General features: G+C 33.8%; 19 protein-coding genes. 10 read left to right on the forward strand and 9 right to left on the reverse strand.

Annotated elements, in window-relative coordinates; translation table 11 throughout:
- Window positions 1-59 precede the first annotated feature (59 nt).
- Window positions 60-1,241 carry an acyl-CoA dehydrogenase family protein gene (locus AC1RRQ_RS16205; RefSeq protein WP_253786932.1) on the reverse strand — a complete coding sequence of 394 codons (1,182 nt, stop codon included), beginning with the start codon at window positions 1,239-1,241 and terminating at the stop codon, window positions 60-62.
- A gap of 170 nt (window positions 1,242-1,411) precedes the next feature.
- On the opposite strand from AC1RRQ_RS16205, the gene AC1RRQ_RS16210 reads away from it, so the two are divergent.
- Window positions 1,412-3,166 carry a helix-turn-helix domain-containing protein gene (locus tag AC1RRQ_RS16210; protein WP_493024076.1) on the forward strand — a complete coding sequence of 585 codons (1,755 nt, stop codon included), beginning with the start codon at window positions 1,412-1,414 and terminating at the stop codon, window positions 3,164-3,166.
- Window positions 3,167-3,185: 19 nt separating this feature from the next.
- Here the strand turns inward: AC1RRQ_RS16210 and AC1RRQ_RS16215 are convergent, their stop codons facing one another.
- Together AC1RRQ_RS16215 and AC1RRQ_RS16220 are read right to left on the reverse strand one after the other, a co-directional pair.
- Complete coding sequence (locus tag AC1RRQ_RS16215) at window positions 3,186-3,365, reverse strand: hypothetical protein (protein WP_493024077.1); 180 nt, start codon at window positions 3,363-3,365, stop codon at window positions 3,186-3,188.
- Between the two features lie 244 nt (window positions 3,366-3,609).
- Window positions 3,610-3,747, reverse strand: a complete 138-nt coding sequence (locus AC1RRQ_RS16220; protein WP_493024078.1) for an rSAM-modified peptide — start codon at window positions 3,745-3,747, stop codon at window positions 3,610-3,612.
- 260 nt (window positions 3,748-4,007) lie between these two features.
- Here AC1RRQ_RS16220 and AC1RRQ_RS16225 point away from each other — a divergent pair, with 260 nt between their 5' ends.
- The 7 genes from AC1RRQ_RS16225 to AC1RRQ_RS16255 all read left to right on the forward strand — a co-directional run bounded on the left by AC1RRQ_RS16225 (window position 4,008) and on the right by AC1RRQ_RS16255 (window position 12,193).
- The gene (locus tag AC1RRQ_RS16225) at window positions 4,008-5,567 is read left to right on the forward strand and encodes a vitamin K epoxide reductase family protein (RefSeq protein WP_493024079.1); all 1,560 of its coding nucleotides are present in this window, start codon (window positions 4,008-4,010) and stop codon (window positions 5,565-5,567) included.
- A gap of 61 nt (window positions 5,568-5,628) precedes the next feature.
- Window positions 5,629-5,805: a hypothetical protein gene (locus AC1RRQ_RS16230; protein ID WP_493024080.1), complete on the forward strand. Its 177-nt coding sequence runs from the start codon at window positions 5,629-5,631 to the stop codon at window positions 5,803-5,805.
- A 606-nt stretch (window positions 5,806-6,411) separates the two neighbouring features.
- Window positions 6,412-6,576, forward strand: a complete 165-nt coding sequence (locus AC1RRQ_RS16235; protein WP_493024081.1) for a hypothetical protein — start codon at window positions 6,412-6,414, stop codon at window positions 6,574-6,576.
- A gap of 71 nt (window positions 6,577-6,647) precedes the next feature.
- Window positions 6,648-6,839, forward strand: coding sequence for a hypothetical protein (locus AC1RRQ_RS16240; RefSeq protein WP_493024082.1), 192 nt, complete (start codon window positions 6,648-6,650; stop codon window positions 6,837-6,839).
- A 164-nt stretch (window positions 6,840-7,003) separates the two neighbouring features.
- Window positions 7,004-9,196 (forward strand): peptidase domain-containing ABC transporter, encoded by a 2,193-nt coding sequence (locus AC1RRQ_RS16245; protein ID WP_493024083.1) that lies wholly within the window; start codon window positions 7,004-7,006, stop codon window positions 9,194-9,196.
- 2 nt (window positions 9,197-9,198) lie between these two features.
- A complete protein-coding gene (locus AC1RRQ_RS16250; protein ID WP_493024084.1) occupies window positions 9,199-10,494 on the forward strand; it encodes an HlyD family secretion protein in 1,296 nt (431 codons plus the stop codon).
- Window positions 10,495-10,537: 43 nt separating this feature from the next.
- Window positions 10,538-12,193: a S41 family peptidase gene (locus AC1RRQ_RS16255; protein ID WP_493024085.1), complete on the forward strand. Its 1,656-nt coding sequence runs from the start codon at window positions 10,538-10,540 to the stop codon at window positions 12,191-12,193.
- Window positions 12,194-12,241: 48 nt separating this feature from the next.
- On the opposite strand, the gene AC1RRQ_RS16260 is transcribed toward AC1RRQ_RS16255, so the two are convergent.
- The 3 genes from AC1RRQ_RS16260 to AC1RRQ_RS16270 form a co-directional block, all read right to left on the reverse strand.
- Entirely contained in the window at window positions 12,242-12,949 is a 708-nt protein-coding gene (locus AC1RRQ_RS16260) for a tRNA1(Val) (adenine(37)-N6)-methyltransferase (protein ID WP_493024124.1), read from the reverse strand.
- A gap of 71 nt (window positions 12,950-13,020) precedes the next feature.
- Complete coding sequence (gene rimM / locus AC1RRQ_RS16265; RefSeq protein ID WP_493024086.1) at window positions 13,021-13,545, reverse strand: ribosome maturation factor RimM; 525 nt, start codon at window positions 13,543-13,545, stop codon at window positions 13,021-13,023.
- Between the two features lie 15 nt (window positions 13,546-13,560).
- The gene (locus AC1RRQ_RS16270) at window positions 13,561-14,124 is read right to left on the reverse strand and encodes a 30S ribosomal protein S16 (RefSeq protein ID WP_493024087.1); all 564 of its coding nucleotides are present in this window, start codon (window positions 14,122-14,124) and stop codon (window positions 13,561-13,563) included.
- A gap of 188 nt (window positions 14,125-14,312) precedes the next feature.
- On the opposite strand from AC1RRQ_RS16270, the gene AC1RRQ_RS16275 reads away from it, so the two are divergent.
- Window positions 14,313-14,804: a DUF6252 domain-containing protein gene (locus tag AC1RRQ_RS16275; RefSeq protein ID WP_493024088.1), complete on the forward strand. Its 492-nt coding sequence runs from the start codon at window positions 14,313-14,315 to the stop codon at window positions 14,802-14,804.
- A 125-nt stretch (window positions 14,805-14,929) separates the two neighbouring features.
- Window positions 14,930-15,280 carry an RNA-binding regulator gene (rbp, locus tag AC1RRQ_RS16280; RefSeq protein WP_110346688.1) on the forward strand — a complete coding sequence of 117 codons (351 nt, stop codon included), beginning with the start codon at window positions 14,930-14,932 and terminating at the stop codon, window positions 15,278-15,280.
- Between the two features lie 139 nt (window positions 15,281-15,419).
- Here the strand turns inward: rbp and leuB are convergent, their stop codons facing one another.
- The 3 genes from leuB to leuD form a co-directional block, all read right to left on the reverse strand.
- Window positions 15,420-16,481, reverse strand: coding sequence for a 3-isopropylmalate dehydrogenase (gene leuB / locus AC1RRQ_RS16285; protein WP_493024089.1), 1,062 nt, complete (start codon window positions 16,479-16,481; stop codon window positions 15,420-15,422).
- A gap of 159 nt (window positions 16,482-16,640) precedes the next feature.
- A complete protein-coding gene (locus tag AC1RRQ_RS16290; protein WP_493024090.1) occupies window positions 16,641-18,161 on the reverse strand; it encodes a hydroxymethylglutaryl-CoA lyase-like TIM-barrel protein in 1,521 nt (506 codons plus the stop codon).
- 220 nt (window positions 18,162-18,381) lie between these two features.
- Window positions 18,382-18,978, reverse strand: a complete 597-nt coding sequence (gene leuD, locus AC1RRQ_RS16295; protein WP_493024091.1) for a 3-isopropylmalate dehydratase small subunit — start codon at window positions 18,976-18,978, stop codon at window positions 18,382-18,384.
- Window positions 18,979-19,016: the final 38 nt, after the last annotated feature.

Here is a 19,016-nt window from a genome sequence, read left to right on the forward strand (position 1 = left end):
AAAGCTTCTCGGTTAGAAGAAGCTTTTTAAATTGTTTTTATATATAATTTAATAGATGTTTATGATTTAAATGCTGGAATTCCAGTTACATCCATTCCCGTAATCAATAAATGTATGTCATGAGTTCCTTCGTAAGTGATAACACTTTCCAGGTTCATCATGTGGCGCATAATAGAGTATTCTCCGGTGATTCCCATTCCGCCTAACATTTGTCTGGCTTCGCGGGCAATGTGAATTGCCATATCGACATTGTTACGTTTTGCCATCGAGATTTGAGCCGTTGTCGCTTTTCCTTCGTTTCGTAAAACGCCTAAACGCCAGGTTAATAATTGTGCTTTTGTGATTTCTGTAATCATTTCGGCTAATTTTTTCTGCTGTAATTGTGTTCCTCCAATTGGTTTTCCAAACTGAATTCTTTCTTTGGCGTAGCGCAAAGCAGTATCGTAGCAATCCATTGCTGCGCCTATTGCTCCCCATGCAATTCCGTATCTAGCCGAATCTAAACAGCCTAGCGGTGCGCCTAAACCAGATTTGTTTGGTAAAAGGTTTTCTTTTGGAACTTTTACATTGTCAAAAATCAATTCGCCGGTTGCAGAGGCACGAAGCGACCATTTATTGTGGGTTTCCGGAGTTGTAAAACCTTCCATGCCGCGTTCTACGATTAAACCGTGAATTCGTCCTTCTTCATTTTTTGCCCAAACTACGGCAATATCTGCAAAAGGAGCGTTTGAAATCCACATTTTTGCACCATTTAAAAGATAATGGTCTCCCATATCTTTAAAATTGGTAATCATACTTCCGGGATCTGAACCATGATCTGGTTCGGTTAAACCAAAACATCCTATATATTCTCCGGTTGCCAGTTTTGGCAGGTATTTCATGCGTTGTTCTTCGTTTCCGTATTTCCAGATAGGGTACATTACCAAAGAAGATTGTACAGACGAAGTAGATCTTACACCAGAATCGCCGCGTTCAATTTCCTGCATAATTAAGCCATAAGAAATTTGGTCTAATCCTGCACCTCCATATTCAACTGGAATATACGGGCCAAATCCTCCAATTTCTCCAAGTCCTTTAATGATTTGTTTTGGAAATTCTGCTTTTTGAGCGTATTCTTCTATAATAGGAGAAACTTCTCTTTTAACCCATGCGCGAGCAGATTCTCGAACTAGTTTATGTTCATCTGTTAACAAATCGTCAAGGTTGTAGTAATCTGGAGCTTGAAATAAGTCTGGTTTCATTTTTGATAGTTTTTTGGAAAACAAATTTACGCAATAAAAATATAACAAAACAAAGCTAAATTGTTATAATTTCATACATTAGTTAAAAAATAATCACAAATAAGGTAAATTAATTTTAGTTTATTGATAATATATAACCTAATTTTGAGATTCCAAAAAACATACATTGAATGAGGCTGATCATCTCTTTTTTACTTTTTTTTGTTGTAAACATAGGTTTTTCTCAGCAAAATAGAGAATTAACAGAACAAGAGTATTTACTGTTGCAGGATAAGATTCGACTGAATTTAAATGCGAATAGAGACAGCGCAACAATATATGCTAATGAAATGGCAAAGTCACACAATAATAAGCATTTGGCTTTTGCAAATGCGGCGATCGCCTATTTATTTCAGTTAAAAGATAATACAGCAAAATCTAAAGAAAAATATAAGCAGGCATTTGAATACTTAGAAAAAATGCCTGAATCTAAAGATAAAGAAAAGCTTACAGCCTACTTATATAATTATGGAGGATTAATAGAAGGAACTAGAGGAAACTACGGTAAAGCTCTTGAGAATTATCAAACAGGGCTGAAAATTTCTACTAAAGTTGGAGATATAATTCAGATCGTAAAATTTAAAAGCAATATTGCCTTTATAAATGAAGCGATTGGAAATTACCAGCTGGCTATAAAAAACTTAAAACAGATAAATACTTTTATAGATAATAATGAAAGTTATTATACAAAGGAACAATTTAATGCTGCTAAGAGCAGTAATAATTTGACTTTGGCCTCATCGTATGAAGGCTGGTATATGAAAAACCAATCTTCAATGTATTTATTAGATTCTGCAGCCTACTTTTATAAAAAGACAGTTTCGTATTCTCAAAATTTACCCATTAATAATATTAGGGCAAAAATTAGTCTGGGAAATGTTTATTCTATAAAAAAGGATTATCAGAATGCTGAGAAAACCTATTATAATATTGTTTTTTATGCGAAACAGAATAATTTGAACAGAGAATATAAAATTGCCAATTATAATTTAGGTAACTTATATTATGAAATAAAAAAATATGATAAGGCGTTAGTGTTTTTTAAAAAGGTTGATTCCGTTTCTGAGATCGATAACCAAAGAGATGAAAGCTTTTTAAAATCAAATTATTATCAGGCTAAAATATACAATATATATAAGGAGCCTCAGGAAGCATTTAAACATTCTAAAATATACCTGGACAATTATGAGAAATCTGAAGCTAAACTCAATAATGAAGCTTTAGAAGTAAATTATAAGCTGGGTACAGGAGATTTAAGCGATGAAATGGTCGTGATTCAGGAAAAGTATGAAAAAGATGTTTTACTAAATAAAGCATTAAAAGTATTTTATGTATTACTGGTAGTGGGAATTGTCTTTTTATTAATCAAAAATATAATAGACAAGAATAAAGCGCACAAGAAGATGAATGCTTTAATTGAAGAATTTAAAGCCAATCTCGAAAAGAAAAGCAATGCCGAAATTGAAATTGCAGCCCCAGGAACAGCTGTTGAATTAGAAGAAGTAAATGTTAAAAAAGAAAGTATAACCCTTAGTATTGATGAAGCTAAGGAAAATAAAATAGTTGAAAAATTACTGGCTCTTGAAAGTAAACATGAATATTTAAATTCTGATTTTACGTTGCAGCATGTGGCTAAAAAAATCAAAACGAACACCACTTATTTATCTTATGTTGTAAATAAACGATTTGGGAAATCCTTTGGGGAATATTCGAATGAACTTAAAATTAATTATGTAATCAACGAAATGATTACCAACCACATGTATCGTAAATATTCGACACAAGCCATTGCAGAAAGTGTAGGTTTTAAAAATGCGGTGTCTTTTGCTAAATCATTTCGCAAAAGAACTGGAGTTTCTCCAGCTCAATTTGCGAATAACATTTAATTAAATTTTTGATTTAGAATTAAAGCGGAGATGTACCTGATCCTCCTTTAACAGGATCTACATCCGTAGACGAAGCTTTGGCTGTTGAAACTGCTGCCGAAACAATTGTAGTATCGTCGCCTCCACGAATTGATTTTTGTTGATTTCTATCTATTTTTTCTGCTTTGAAATTTTCTATATTTAATTTGATATTTTTCATAATTTTTTAATTTTTAAAAGTTATATTTGTGCGGTAAACACTATTTTTCTATCCAAGTCTAACTACACCTTTTGAATAGGATCTTTTTCATCTTCGAGAATAGTTATATAATCATTACCGCGAATTTATTATTTGTTGATTTTACTAATTTTTCTCTGCTTTAAAGCTTTCTATATGATTATACTTTTACATCGATTTATAATTAAAAGCTCTCATCATATTTAAAAAAATAGTTTTTTAATTTTTATCCTTGTCCTGTACTACCGGTTCTAACTGGATCTATTGCCGGTGTTGTTTCGTCTCCACCTCGTACCATTTTTTGTTGATTTTTAGATAATTTTTCATCTTGAAAATCCTCGAATTTTAGTTTCATATTTGCCATGTCTTTATGTGTTAGGGTTACTGATTTGTCAAAACTACAGAAAATGAAAAGCGTTTGATCGAGAATTGGGTTTTGAAACTTTTTTTGATTTTTTTTTAAAGTTAAATAATTGTAAATCAATAATTTAAATACTTAATACTAACTGCTATAATTTATAAATTGTATGTAGTATAATTAATAAAATGTGTGCCTTCGGCATTATTTTTTGAATAAAAACAACAATATTTGTGGTGTAGTTATGATTTAAAAGCGTCTCAAACATGTTAAAACTTATTCAAAAATTCCTTCAAATTAACAGATACTCGGAAGTTAAAAATGAGTTTAAAGATTTGTTTTTATCTCATCCAAATTATCCAAGCTTATTTGCAATTACAGATTCATTCGATTTGTTGTCTGTAGAGAATGCGGCGATAAGAGTTCCTAAGGAGCAGATTGTAGATTTGCCATCAAATTTTTTGGCTTATTTTAAAGATGAATTAGTATTAGTTGAAAAAGAGAAAAACTTTGTTCGAATTAGTACTATGAAAAAAGGAATACAAAAAGTATCCTACGAGAAATTCCTTTTAGACTGGAACGGCGTTATTGTGGCAATAGAACCGAATAATGTTGTGGCAAGAGAAAATTTAAAAGTTGAATTGAGCTGGTTAAAATATTTGGTTCCATTTTTACTTTTAGGCGGGTTATCATTATTTTATAATACTTATGACCTTTTTAGTTTTACGTTCTTACTTATATCTTCTTTAGGGTTAATCGTCAGCGTTTTAATCGTTCAGGAGAAACTTGGATTTAAAAATGGCATCATTTCAAAGTTTTGCAGTCTAAGCGCAAATTCATCTTGTAATTCGGTTATTAATTTTAATGAGAATTACGATAATAAATGGATTAGTTTCGCAGATCTGCCTTTACTATTTTTTGGTGCAAGTTTTATAGCGGTTTTGGTTCAGCCTTTGAGTTCGTCTGTTTTTGTTGGTTTTTTGAGTTTATTGGCTATACCTATAATAGTATCTTCAATATGGATTCAAAAATTCGAACTTCAAAAATGGTGTGTTATGTGCTTAATGGTTTCCTTTTTGATTTTTACTCAAAGTGCAATATGGTTTTCATCAGACCTATTTACTTTAAGTTTTAGTTTTGGCGAAGTTTTCCCATTTTTCTTCTCACTGATTCTTCTCGTACCAATTTGGTTTGTAATTAAATCAGTAGCTAAAAATGTTTTAGAAAACGAAAACTCATTAAAAGAACTGAAAAAATTTAAAAGAAATTATTCACTGCTTAATTTCTTGTCTAAAAAAGTGCCTCTTACCAATGGATTTGAAGATCTAAGAGGATTAAATTTTGGAAACAGAAATGCAGTAGTAAAATTATCCATAATAATAAGCCCAAGCTGTGAGCATTGCCATAAAACATTTCAGGATGCTTTTGATTTGGTTCTAAAATTTCCGGAAAAAATATTTTTAAGCGTTTTGTTTAATATCAATCCAGAAAATGTCGACAATCCTTATAAAGCTGTTGTAGAGCGACTTTTAATAATAAACAGGTTAACACCCGGAAAAACGGTAGAAGCAATTTCTGACTGGCATATTAAAAAAATGAGTTTAAAGAAATGGTTAAAAAAATGGCATGTAGATTCAGTAAGCATTATGATTAACCAGGAAATAAACAAACAATACGAATGGTGTGCTAAAAACGATTTTAATTATACACCAGTAAAAATTGTAAACGAAAAATTGTTTCCAAATGAATATGAGTTGAGTGAATTGAAATATTTCTTGAATGATTTTGTTGAAGAAAAAGAAACAATCCTCGAAAAGACGGCCTAATATTAAATTACTAAATGAATTTAATATTGAAAGAATACCCCAAAACGTAAAAACAATAGTTATGTTAAAAAATATTTTAAGTCTGGAAGGATCACAAGAAATAAGTGCAAGTGAACAAAAAACAATATTGGGCACAAATGTTAATGAGATTACCTCTAAATGTGATTCATGGAACTCTATGATATACGAAGATTGTACTGAGTATTATCCAGAGCTAACCTATGCTAATGCAAATTAAAACTTTGCTAGAATGAATGTGAAATAACAATAGTTATGTTAAAGAAGATTTTAAATCTGGAACACGCTCAGCATATTAGTAAGAGCGAGCAAAAAACAATAAAGGGAGGAATTCCTGAATGTTGGATTTATGCAATAGAAGCAGGATGTGTCTTGATCCCGAGTGGAGAAGTCTGCCCGGTTAATACAGAAGCAGGTATTTGCGATACAAATCGACTTTGCTGCTAATTAATTAGAAAATTATGTAAAGTAATATACAATAAAGCCTTTTTAAAATTTAGTCATGTTTTTTTTAATTTGTAGGCGCTCGATCGTGGAACATTGAGCAAATTATCCCAACATTGATGATTGGTGTCGGGATTCTCAGGATAATTGGTCACTTGGGTCGGTTTTATTTGGTTAGGGCTGATCAAGTGCCATCTCCTAGAGAAAAGATGTATTACTGAAATTATTGAATATAAAGAGAGAAAATTAGTTCTCTCTTTTTTTTATCCCAAAACAAAATAGTAATAAAAATACTACTCGGTTTGTATTTGAAAATAAAAGACAGAAGCTTCAACTGTCTTAAAATGATTGAAGCATTAACAAATCAAAAAAACACCACATTATGTTAAAGAAAATTTTAGAATTAGAAGGAACTCAGGAATTGACAAGAAAACAACAACAAACAATTAAAGGCGGAATTGCATGCTCGGCAAGTGTACCTTGTAAAAAAGGATACCATTGTGTAATTGCCGACGGCGATTTCGAAGGTCACTGCGCGCTAAATTAATTTGATGCTTTGCTTAATCAGCAAATCGTTGTATTAAAAAAGTTTATTTAACATCAAACAAAAATCAAATTATGAAAAAACTAAAAAGTTTAGTTGGAGTTGAAGTTTTAAGCGCTAGCGAAAAGAAAAATATTAATGGCGGAGGACCAGGAATTGAAGCTTGCTACTGCCCTGGAACAGGCATTTTTGCGGGTATTATTCATCCTGGTGAAGGTGAAACCTGTGCCGCTGTTATTGAGGAAAGCTGTCCTTTAGACTCTTAAAAAGTTTTATCCAATACTTATAAAAAGCTTTGCTATTTATTTAGCAAAGCTTTTTCTTTTTTAGAAGCTTAATTTCTTTATTTGGATTGAGTTATTTAAACGATTTTTTACTTTTTTTAAGAATTTTTCTATAATATTGCTAGAAACAAACCCAAATACTAGAATTGAAAAAATTCATTCATTATAAACAGGCAGATTTTAAAGATTGCGGCCCTACGTGTTTAAAAATAATAGCTAAACATTACGGCAAAACGATCACTATTCAGGAATTACGCGAAAGCAGTGAGACTACGCGCGAAGGAAGCAATCTGCTTTTCTTGAGTGATGCCGCCGAGAAAATTGGTTTTAGAACCCTTGGAGTAAAATTAAGCGAAGAAAGATTAGAAGAAGCGCCATTGCCCTGTATTTTGCATTGGAACAAGAATCATTACGTTGTACTTTATAAAATTAAAAAAGGGAAATACTATATTTCAGATCCTGCTTTTGGTTTATTAGAATACAACAAACAAGAATTTATTAAATTCTGGATTGGTAATAATGCAGACGAATTCACTCAGGAAGGAGTCGCATTGTTAATCGAAGCCACACCAAAATTTTTTCAGTCAGATTTTGACAAAGAAGATCATAAAGGAATTGGTTTTGGTTTATTGTCGCAATATGTGCTTCGGTACAAATCATTTCTTGTTCAGTTAAGTATAGGATTATTGGCCAGCAGTTTATTGCAGCTTATATTCCCGTTTTTAACCCAAAGTATTGTCGATGTTGGTATCCAGAATCAAAATATCCATTTTATATACCTGATCCTTTTTGCGCAGTTGTTTTTATTTGCCGGAAGAACAGGACTGGAACTCATACGAAGCTGGATCTTACTGCATCTCTCAACGCGTATCAACATTTCTCTCATATCCGATTTTTTTATCAAACTGATGAATCTTCCCATTTCATTTTTTGATGTCCGAATGACGGGCGATATCATGCAGCGAATAAACGATCACCGCAGGATCGAGAAAATTTTAACCACATCGTCGCTCAATGTTTTGTTTTCGGTAATTAACATGTTTGTAATGGGAGCGGTTCTGGCTTATTTTAATCTCAAGATATTTTTGGTGTTTTTCGCCGGAAGCCTTCTTTATTTTGGATGGATTACTTTATTCTTAAAACGTAGAGAAGTTCTGGATTACAAGCGTTTTGCTGAGGTTTCAAACGAACAGGGAAAAGTAATGGAGCTTATTAACGGAATGCAGGAAATTAAACTCCACAATGCCGAAAAGCAAAAGCGCTGGGGATGGGAATATGTGCAGGCAAGACTTTTTAGGGTTTCGATAAAAGGTTTAATTTTAGAACAGTCTCAAACCATTGGATCTTCGGTAATTAATGAGTTGAAGAATATCTTTATTATATTTTTATCAGCAAAATTAGTAATCGACGGTTCTATTACGCTGGGTATGATGCTGGCCATCAGTTCAATTGTAGGAAGTTTAAATGGACCAGTGACACAGCTTATTGAATTTGTACGCGAACTTCAGGACGCCAAAATATCCTTGGCACGATTGTCTGAAATTCACGAAAAAGAAGATGAAACCCAGCAAGAAGTGCATCAAAGTAATGATGTTCCGTATGATTCAGATATTGAGATAAAAAATATTTCGTATCGATATTTAGGATCGGATATTCCGGTTTTAGAAAATTTGAACTTAACTATTCCGGCTAATAAAGTAACCGCAATTGTAGGCGTCAGCGGAAGCGGAAAAACAACACTCATGAAACTGCTTCTTAAATTTTATGAACCCGAGAAAGGAGAAATCAGCATTGGCAGTTCGCAGCTTAAGAATATTTCGCAGCGGGCGTGGCGTTCTAATATTGGAGCTGTTATGCAGGAAGGTTTTATTTTTAGTGATACCATAGCCAATAATATTGCTTTTGGAGTAGATAAAATAGATAAAGAACGATTGGTTTATGCAGCAGATGTAGCCAATATTAAACAATATATAAGCGAGCTTCCGTTAGGGTATAATACAAAAATTGGGGCGGAAGGCCTCGGAATGAGTACTGGGCAAAAGCAGCGATTGTTAATTGCAAGAGCTGTTTACAAAAATCCAGAGATATTGTTTTTTGATGAAGCAACATCGGCCTTAGATGCCAATAATGAAAAAGAGATTATGCAGAAACTGGATATCTTCTTTAAAGATAAAACCGTAATCGTCATTGCCCACCGATTAAGCACCGTAATGAATGCAGATCAAATTGTGGTTTTGGATAAAGGAAAAATAATCGAAATTGGCAATCACGAAGCTTTAGTAGCTCAAAAAGGAAATTATTTTGAACTGGTTAAAAATCAATTGCAGTTAGGAAGTTAATTATGGCAGAAGACAACGAAACATTCGAATTAAGAAGTGAGGAAGTTCAGGACATTCTCACAAAAGTACCGCACTGGATGATACGCTGGGGAACGCTTCTGATTTTTGCTATTATCCTAATGCTCTTTTTTGTTTCCTGGTTTATAAAATACCCGGATGTAGTAAATACCGAAATTGTAATTACGACCAATATTCCGCCGGAGAAAATTGTCTCAAAATCCTCGGGAAGAATCGAAGCTATTTTAGTAAAAAACAAAGCGATAGTACCTAAAAACACTACACTGGCAATTATTGAAAATACAGCCAATTACCAAGATGTGTTTTTATTAAAAAGTATTGTAGATAATTATAATATAAATGATCCCAAAACAGCGTTTCCTTTCTCAAAATTAAAAAACACACAATTAGGAGAAATTGAAAGTGCTTATGCTGTTTTTCAGAAAGATTATCAGGCGCAGGAATTAAATCATGATTTACAGCCTTTTGCAATCGAGAATAGAGCGCAGGTTTCTGAGAAAATTCAAATAAAAGAAAGATTGGAAATTCTGCAGCAGCAAAAAGTAATTAATGAAAGCGAATTACAGCTTCAGAAAAATGAAATTGCCCGTTTTGAAGCCTTGTTTAATAAAGGAATTATTTCGGCTCAGGAGATGGAAATCAAGAAGTTAGGGTTTCTTCAGGCACAAAAGAATTATAAAAGCCTGTTGTCGTCTATTTCTCAGTTAAGGTCCTCTTTGATTGATAATACGAAATCAAGTCAGAATTCGCATGTAAACAGTACTAAAGAGGAAGTTAATCTCGGGCGTAACATGGCGCAGTCGTTTTATCAGCTAAAAAAAGTGATAAAAGACTGGGAACTGGCTTATGCCTTAAAATCTTCGATCAGCGGAAGGGTTACTTTTCTGCAGGTTTGGAATGAAAACCAGACCATAACTATTGGAGATAATGTTTTTTCGATTATTCCCGATGCTAAAAATGGTTTTATAGGAAAAGTAAAAGCGCCGGCTTTAAATTCCGGAAAAATAAAAACAGGACAACGGGTAAATATTCGTCTGGCGAATTTTCCCGATCGAGAATTTGGAGTTTTAAAAGGGAAAATCCAAAACATTTCGCTGGTTCCGGATAAAGACGGAAATCTGTTGATTGACGTTGCGCTGCCAAATGGATTATTGACTTCTTATAAAAAACAAATTGTTTTTCAGCAGGAAATGAAAGGAAGCGCGGAAATTGTAACCGAAGATTTAAGATTAATCGAAAGAATTTTATACCAGTTCAAAAGTATTTTTGAGCAGGTTTAAAAACCATTAAATACATAACTAACCCTAACCACAATCAGTTATAATGAAGAAAATTTTATTAATTGTTTTTGTTTTATTATTTCAAGTTTCATTTTCAAAACCCATAACAGAAGTCGAAAAATTAGCAGCAACCTGCAAAGTTTGGGGATTTCTAAAATATTATCACCCTAATGTGGCCGATGGAAGTAAAAACTGGGACGAACAATTATTTCAGATTTTACCTCAAATTGAGAAAGTTCAAACCACCGAAGAATTTTCTAAAGTGATGGAGAAATGGATAGTTTCATTAGGAGAAATTAAGGCTTATAAAGCGGTTGAATCCACAAAAAATAAGGACTATTTCGATAAAAACTTCGATTTGTCATGGCTTTCAAATAAGGAATTGTTTTCTAAATCGCTTTCTAAAAAATTAAAGTTTATTGAAGAAAATAGAGTTCAGAATAAACAGTTTTATATCCAATTTACAGAAGATGATGAGAAAGGTGTTGTTGAAGAAATTTCGAATGAAATAAGTTATCCTGATTTTGTATGGACAAATAAAAACCTGAGAATCTTAACTTTGTTTAGATATTGGAATTATGTAGAATATTTCTTTCCTTATAAATATCAAATGGATCAGCATTGGGACAAAACTTTAACAGAAATGCTTCCCAAATTTGTCACTCCCAAATCTGAAGTTGATTTTCACTTAGCAATGAAAGAGTTGATTGTAAAGCTGGATGATTCACATGGCTTTTTTGGAACGAAAGTTTTATACTTAGATTTTTTTGGAATTAAATTTGTTCCTTTTGAAACGAAAATTATTGATGATAAAGCGATTGTTATAAGTCTGAAAAATGATTCTCTTGCAAAATTAAATGATATTAGAATTGGTGATGTTATAACGAAAGTTGATGGTAAAGCAGTTGCTGAAATTTTAAAAGAAAAAATAAAGTACATAGAAGGGTCTAATACACCGACAGTTTTAAGAAATTCGAATACGGCTGTTTTCAACGGAAATTCGAAAAATGCAGAAATTGAATATATAAGAGATGGAAAGACGGATCTTAAATCGATAAACCGTTACGTTTATTTAGATATGAAAATTAAGCCTGTAAAGAAAGAAAAGTGGAAAGTTCTGGAAGACAATATAGGTTATGTAAATTTCACTTCGCTTATGCATGATGATATTCCTGCTTTGATTGAAAATTTAAAAGATACAAAAGCAGTAATTTTTGATAATCGCTGCTATCCTAGCGGAATAATGTCTGCAATCGCCGAGTGGATCAATTCTCAATCAAAAGATTTTGCAAGATTTACTTACCCGGACATAACTTATCCCGGAAAATTTTACTGGAGTAAAAATTTTGATATAGGAAGCGAAAACCCAAATCATTATAAAGGAAAAGTTATTGTTTTAGTAGATGAAAACACACAAAGCCATGCAGAGTTTACAGCAATGAGCCTGAAAACAGCACCGGATGTTACCATAATAGGAAGTCAGACTGCAGGTGCAGATGGAAATGTCTGCAGCTTTCAAGTCATGAAAGGTTTTTATACCGCGTTTAGCGGAATTGGCGTTTTTTATCCAAATAAAACAGAAACACAACGGATAGGAATTGTTCCAGATATTGAAGTAAAGCCAACTATTTTAGGCATTCAGCAAGGCAGAGATGAAATTTTAGAAAGAGCTGTTCTTTTTGCTAAAAACGGAAAATAATAGAATCTTATTTTTGTCAAAGTTTTAAATTTTGACAAAAAATATTTTCTACATTTTCAAATAAAAATCTTTAGTTAACTCAATGTATTCGGGAGTATAAATGTGTCTGTCGATTTCGATTGTCAATTCGTCAATTTCGATTTCGGTAGTTTCATTTCGGCTGAAAGCCAATAAACTTCTTTTAATTGCAGCGGTTGGAGTTCCTTTTATGTGGGTAATTTTTGTTGGATATAATTCGGCTTCTTTTGCTAAAGCGATAAATTTTGCTTCTTCTTTAAAAGGTAGAATGATGGCAAATATCCCGTTTTCAGACAAAAGTAAATCGGCAGCCTCGACTAATTCTTCAAAAGGCATTGCATCTTGAAAACGAGCTAAATCCCTTTGTTCATTTTCGGTTTTATAATCTTCGGCATAAAAAGGCGGATTCGAAACAATCAAATCGTATTCGTCTTCCGGTTCTTCTATAAATTCATCTAAACCAGCGTGAAAACAAAATAAACGATCACCCCAAGGTGAATTTTCGAAATTTTCTACTGCTTGTTCATAAGCGTCTTCGTCAATTTCAAGAGCGTCAATTTGTTCTGCATTTGTTCTTTGCGCAAGCATTAAAGCAATTATGCCAGTTCCTGCACCAATGTCTAAAACACTAAACGGATTGTGATTTACCGGAGCCCAAGAGCCCAATAAAACGCCATCTGTACCCACTTTCATAGCAGTTTTATCTTGTTTGATAGAAAATTGTTTGAAAGTAAATATTGACATCTCTAAAGAAATAAAAATTTGAGAAAAACAATGACTGAAAACTGTGACTGAGACTGAATACTCTTTTAAAGGTACATCTCAATAAGACCTTCTGGAAGATTCATGATAACCTTTTTGTTTTCTCGGTCAATTTTTACCAAGAAATGATCAATCATGGGAACTAATATTTCGACTTCGCCATTTAAAACTTCAAAAAGCGGTTGAGCCGTACTGTCATTAACAGCAACAATTTTTCCGAAGATACCTAAGCGTTGGTCTTCGATTTCAAATCCGATTACTTCGTGGAAATAAAATTTATTTCCCGAAAGTTTTGGAAGCATGCTTAACGGCAGGTAAATTCCATTGCCAATAATAGCATCTGCATCTTCTTCGGTATTTACATCTTCAAAACGAATTCTAAGAAAGTCGTTTTTGTGTAAAGAACTTGTTTCAATAAAAAAAGGAACCAAGTGTTTGTTGCATTCAACAAACACTGATTCCAGATTTTCGTATAACTCAGGTTCGTCTGTGTCTAAATAAGCCAGAACTTCACCTTTGAAACTAAATTTTTTAGCGATTTTACCTAAATAAAAACATTCTTCTTTACGCATTCTCGCTAAATAAAATTATGCTTCAGTTGTTTCGTTATTCTCTTCAGCAGCAGGAGCTTCTTCAGTAGATGCTTCTACTTCAGCAACTTCTTCAACTGCAGGAGTTGCAGCAGCGATAGCATCAGCTTCAGCCTGAGCTGCAGCAGCTAAACGTTTAGCGTTAACTTCTTTTTCTGCTTTTAAAGCTTTAGCTTTAACATCAGCTTGTGCTTTTGTTAAACCGTCTTTTTTAGCATCAACTTTTCCAGCTTTAGCTTCTAACCATGCAGCTAATTTAGCGTCAGCTTGCTCTTGAGTTAAAGCTCCTTTACGGATACCTCCATCAAGGTGGTGTTTCAATAAAGCACCTTTGTAAGAAAGGATAGCTCTAGCAGTATCAGTTGGTTGTGCACCATTGTGTAACCATTTAACTGCGCTGTCAAGGTTTAACTCAACAGTTGCTGGGTTTGTGTTTGGATTGTAAGTACCGATTTTCTCTAAGTATTTACCATCTCTTTTTGAGCGTGCATCTGCAGCTACAACCCAGTAAAAAGGTTTTCCTTTTTTACCGTGTCTTTGTAATCTAATTTTTACTGACATAATCTTATGATTAAATTTTGAGGTACTCGACCTCCGTTAATTAAGGGCGCAAAGATATAATTTTTTTATCAAAAATTCAGTTTAAAGGCATTAAATATGTTTTAGAGCATTTTTTAGCATTTTTTTGACTTTTCTTTTTTAACATTATATCTCTTTATGCAATACTTTTGCATTAAATTCTTCTTAATATGAAAAAATACTTTTTCTTTTTGTCCTTTTTATTACTGCTAACTTCTTGTACAGAAGATGTTAAGTTTAATAATCCGGCATTCCAGACTTTAAAGAATAATGTTTTTTGGAGAGCTCAAGCTTACAGTGCCTTTGTTAATGGAGATGGCAGTGTGGTTATCGAGGGTTCTTTAGGATATGAAAAAATTACGCTGCAAACTAAGTCTGCTGAAAAAGGCACTTATACTCTGGGAGTCGATGAAGTATCTGCAGCATCTTATGAAAATTCGCTTCCAACTCAAAAGACGTTTTTTGCAACAGGTACAAGCCTTGGTAATGGCCAAATTGTTATTACAGAATACGATACAGAAAATAAAACCATTTCAGGAACATTTAGATTTACTGCCGTAAATGAAGATGAAACCGATACAAAAGACCCAAAAATTAATTTTACTGAAGGCGTTTTTTATAAAGTTCCAATTAAAGTAAGTGATATCACGAACCATCTTTAAATTTTTGTAATCCTTGATTTTACGCGCTGATTTTTAAAATCAAAATAAAAACATAAATAAACTAATATATAGTAGATTACAGAAAAATAAGACTACATTTGCTACATTATTATAAATAAGTACATATGAACATTTTTGTTGGAAGCCTTCCATTCAGTATTGAGGAAGCAGATTTAAGAGAGTCTTTCGAGGCTTATGGAGCAGTTGATTCAGTTAAAATTATCACTGATAAATTTACTGGAAGAAGCAAAGGATTTGGTTTTGTTGAGATGCCAAACGATGCAGAAGCTCAAAAAGCAATTGATGAATTGAACGGAGCTACTGTTCAAGGTCGTACAATTGTTGTAAATAAATCTGAACCAAAACCTGAAGGTGAAAGAAGAAGCTTCAATAACAACCGTGGAGGTGATTCTCGCGGAGGTTACGGAAACAGCCGTGGCGGAAACGACCGTGGTGGTAACAGAGGAGGATATTAATATTTTTTTCTAAATATACAAAAGGGATCAACGAAAGTTGATCCCTTTTTTTATGCGATATTTTTTGTGTAGAGACGCACCGCAGTGCGTCTAACATAACGAGAAGACGCACTGCGGTGCGTCTCTACATTTTATAATATTATAAATTCGCAACAAGCCAGTCTCCAACTTCGCTTGTTTTGTATGCTTTAGATCCTTTTGGAGCTAAATCTTCGGTAACAACACCTTGTTCTAAAGATTTGTTTACAACAGCGCGAATAGCATCGGCTTCAGCTTTTAATCCAAAAGCGTCTTCGAACATCATGGCTGCAGATAAAATAGTCGCTAATGGATTTGCGATATTTAATCCGGTTGCCTGAGGGTAAGATCCGTGGATTGGTTCGTATAATGAAGTATGTTCTCCAACAGAAGCAGAAGGCATTAATCCCATTGAGCCTGAAATTACAGAAGCTTCGTCAGTTAAGATGTCTCCAAATAAATTCTCCGTAATTAATACATCATACGAGTTTGGCCATTGAACTAAACGCATGGCAACAGCATCAACAAATTCGTAAGAAACGGTTACTTCCGGATAATCTTTTTCCATTGCCTGAACTGTTTCTCTCCATAAACGAGAAGTTTCCAAAACGTTAGCTTTATCAACGCAGCATAATTTTTTAGAACGTGTCATAGCTAATTCGAAACCTTTTTTAGCTAAACGCTGTACTTCTGCACGTGTGTAAACGCAGTTGTCAAAAGCAGTATCTCCGTTATCTTTTCTTCCTTTTTCTCCAAAGTAAATTCCTCCCGTTAATTCTCTTAAGAAAACCAAATCAGTTCCTTCGATTCTTTCTCTTTTTAAAGGAGAATTATCAATTAAAGAAGGGAAAGTAAAGGTTGGACGAACATTTGCAAAAAGGCCTAATTTTTTACGCATCAATAATAAACCCTGCTCAGGACGAACCGGCGCGCTAGGATCGTTGTCGTATTTTGGGTGTCCAATTGCTCCAAATAAAACCGCATCGGCTTTCATACAAACTTCGTGTGTTTCATCTGGATAAGGAACTCCAACTGCGTCGATTGCGCAAGCTCCAGTAAGAGCAGGAGTCCAGGTTATTTCGTGATTGAATTTTTTTGCAATAGCATCAGATACTTTTACAGCTTCATTTATTACTTCTGGTCCGATTCCGTCTCCGGCTAAAAGGGCTATGTTTAATTTCATTCTATATGTGTTATTTAAGGTTCTAAGGTTCTGAGTTGCTAAGATTCTAAGTTTTTTCCTTAGTAACTTGGTGTTGATTTTTTTTAAGATTCTGAGTTGCTAAGATTTTAAGCTCAAAGAAAAAATCTTAGCAACTTAGAATCTTAGCACCTTAGTACCTTAGGTTATTACATTAAGCATTTTTTGCGTTGCTATAATCGCTGCGACAGTTTGATCTGAGTCTAAGCCGCGGGTTTTAAATTCTTTTCCGTTGTTTGTCCAGGTAATGATGGTTTCGCACAACGCATCTGAACTACTGCCTGGCGGAATTCTCACTGCGTAGTCAATTAATTTTGGAAGCGTTAATTTTTTGCTTTTATAAATTTTAGATAAAGCATTCATAAAAGCGTCAAACTGACCATCTCCCTGTGCATTTTCTTCTATTATTTCTCCGTTAAGATTTAAAGATAGAGTTGTTGATGGCCGCATTCCTTTAGAATGAACCAGCATGTAAGATTGAATAGTAATTTTTTCTTCGTAAGTATGGCTGTCCAAAACATCTGAAATAATATACGGCAGGTCTTCCTTAGTAACCGTTTCTTTTTTATCGCCCAGTTCGATAATTCTTTGGGTAACCAATTTCAAATCATCCTGATTCAATTTTAAACCCAATTCCTGAAGATTTTTCTCGATATTGGCTTTTCCTGAAGTTTTTCCTAAGGCATATTTTCTTTTTCTTCCGAAACGTTCCGGAAGTAAATCATTAAAATATAAATTGTTTTTATTGTCACCATCGGCATGAATTCCGGCAGTTTGCGTAAAAACGTTGTCGCCCACAATTGGTTTATTGGCAGGAATTCTATATCCGGTAAAAGTCTCTACAAGCTTACTTACTGTATACAAAGAAGTTTCTTTTATGTTGATGCTTACTTCTGGCAGATAATCGTTGATTACGGCAACAGTACTCTCAAGCGGCGCATTTCCGGCGCGTTCTCCCATTCCGTTTACCGTTACGTGAAGTCCGTTTATGCCTGCTTTTATAGCTTCCATAACATTGGCGATACTTAAATCGTAATCGTTATGTGCATGAAAATCAAAGTGAATGTTTGGATATTTTGCTCTAATTTTTGAAATAAATTCAAAAGTCAAAGACGGAATTAAAACGCCTAAAGTATCCGGAAGTAAAATTCTTTTTACAGGCTGCGTGGCTAAGAAATCCAGAAATTGAAAGACATATTCAGGAGAATTTCGCATTCCGTTGCTCCAGTCTTCGAGATAAACATTGGTTTCAATATTGTTTTCTTTTGCTAAAGCGATAATTTGGGCAATTTCAGAAAAGTGTTGTTCCGGAGTTTTTTTTAATTGATGCGTTAAGTGATTCATTGAACCTTTGGTCAATAAATTTTGCACTTTGGCACCGGCTTTTTTCATCCATTCAATCGAAACGCCGCCGTCAACAAACGAAAGTACTTCAATTCGGTTAGTATATCCTCTTTCTTCGGCCCATGAAGTAATGCCTTTTACGGCTTGAAATTCTCCTTCGCTCACACGTGCCGAAGCAATTTCGATTCTATCAATATTTAATTCCTCCAGCAATAATTGCGCAATGGTCAGTTTTTCTGCAGCAGAAAATGAAACTCCGGAGGTTTGTTCACCATCACGAAGCGTCGTATCCATTATTTCAATTTTTCTTTTTTCCATATTGATATTCTATATTTCTGATGTAATTTGACGCAGATTTTACTGATTCGCTACCGCGAAGACGCAGATTGACGCGGATTTTTCACTTTAGCTAAAAATAAAATCTGTTTTTTTCCGCGCTTTTGCGATAGCAAATCTGTTTCATCCGCGTTCTATATTCTAGAAAGACCCGAGAGGTTTTTGAAACCTGTCGGGTCTAATATCCTGAATGAGATTTCTTTTAGTAAGGAAGTTTATCGGCGAAAGCCTTAATATCTTCTTTAATATTTTGTAAATAATCAATGTCGTCAAAGCCATTAATCATGTTGTTCTTTTTGTAACCGTTAATTGCAAAAGATTCTTGCTGTCCTGTAGACACTAAAGTAATCGTTTGGTTTGGTAAGTTGATTTCTAATTCTGTTTTGGGATCAGCTTCGATTGCATTAAAAATTGTTTCAGCAAATTCCGGGCTAACCTGAACTGGTAAAACGCCAATGTTTAAGCAGTTTCCTTTAAAGATATCAGCAAAGAAACTAGAAACTACAGCTCTAAAACCGTAATCGTAAACTGCCCATGCAGCGTGTTCTCTAGAAGATCCAGAACCGAAATTTTTTCCTCCTACAAGGATTTTTCCGCTGTAAGTTGGATTGTTTAAAACGAAATCTGTTTTTGGAGTATCGTCTCCGTTATATCTCCAGTCTCTAAAAAGATTATCTCCAAAACCTTCACGTTTTGTAGCTTTAAGGAAACGAGCCGGGATGATTTGATCTGTATCTACGTTTTCAATTGGCAGAGGCACTGCACTGCTGGTAAGTATATTAAATTTATCGTATGCCATTTTAATTTTAGATTTTTGGATTTTAGATTTTAGATTTT

It is taken from the genome of Flavobacterium sp. GW821-FHT12A05, from assembly GCF_058807735.1.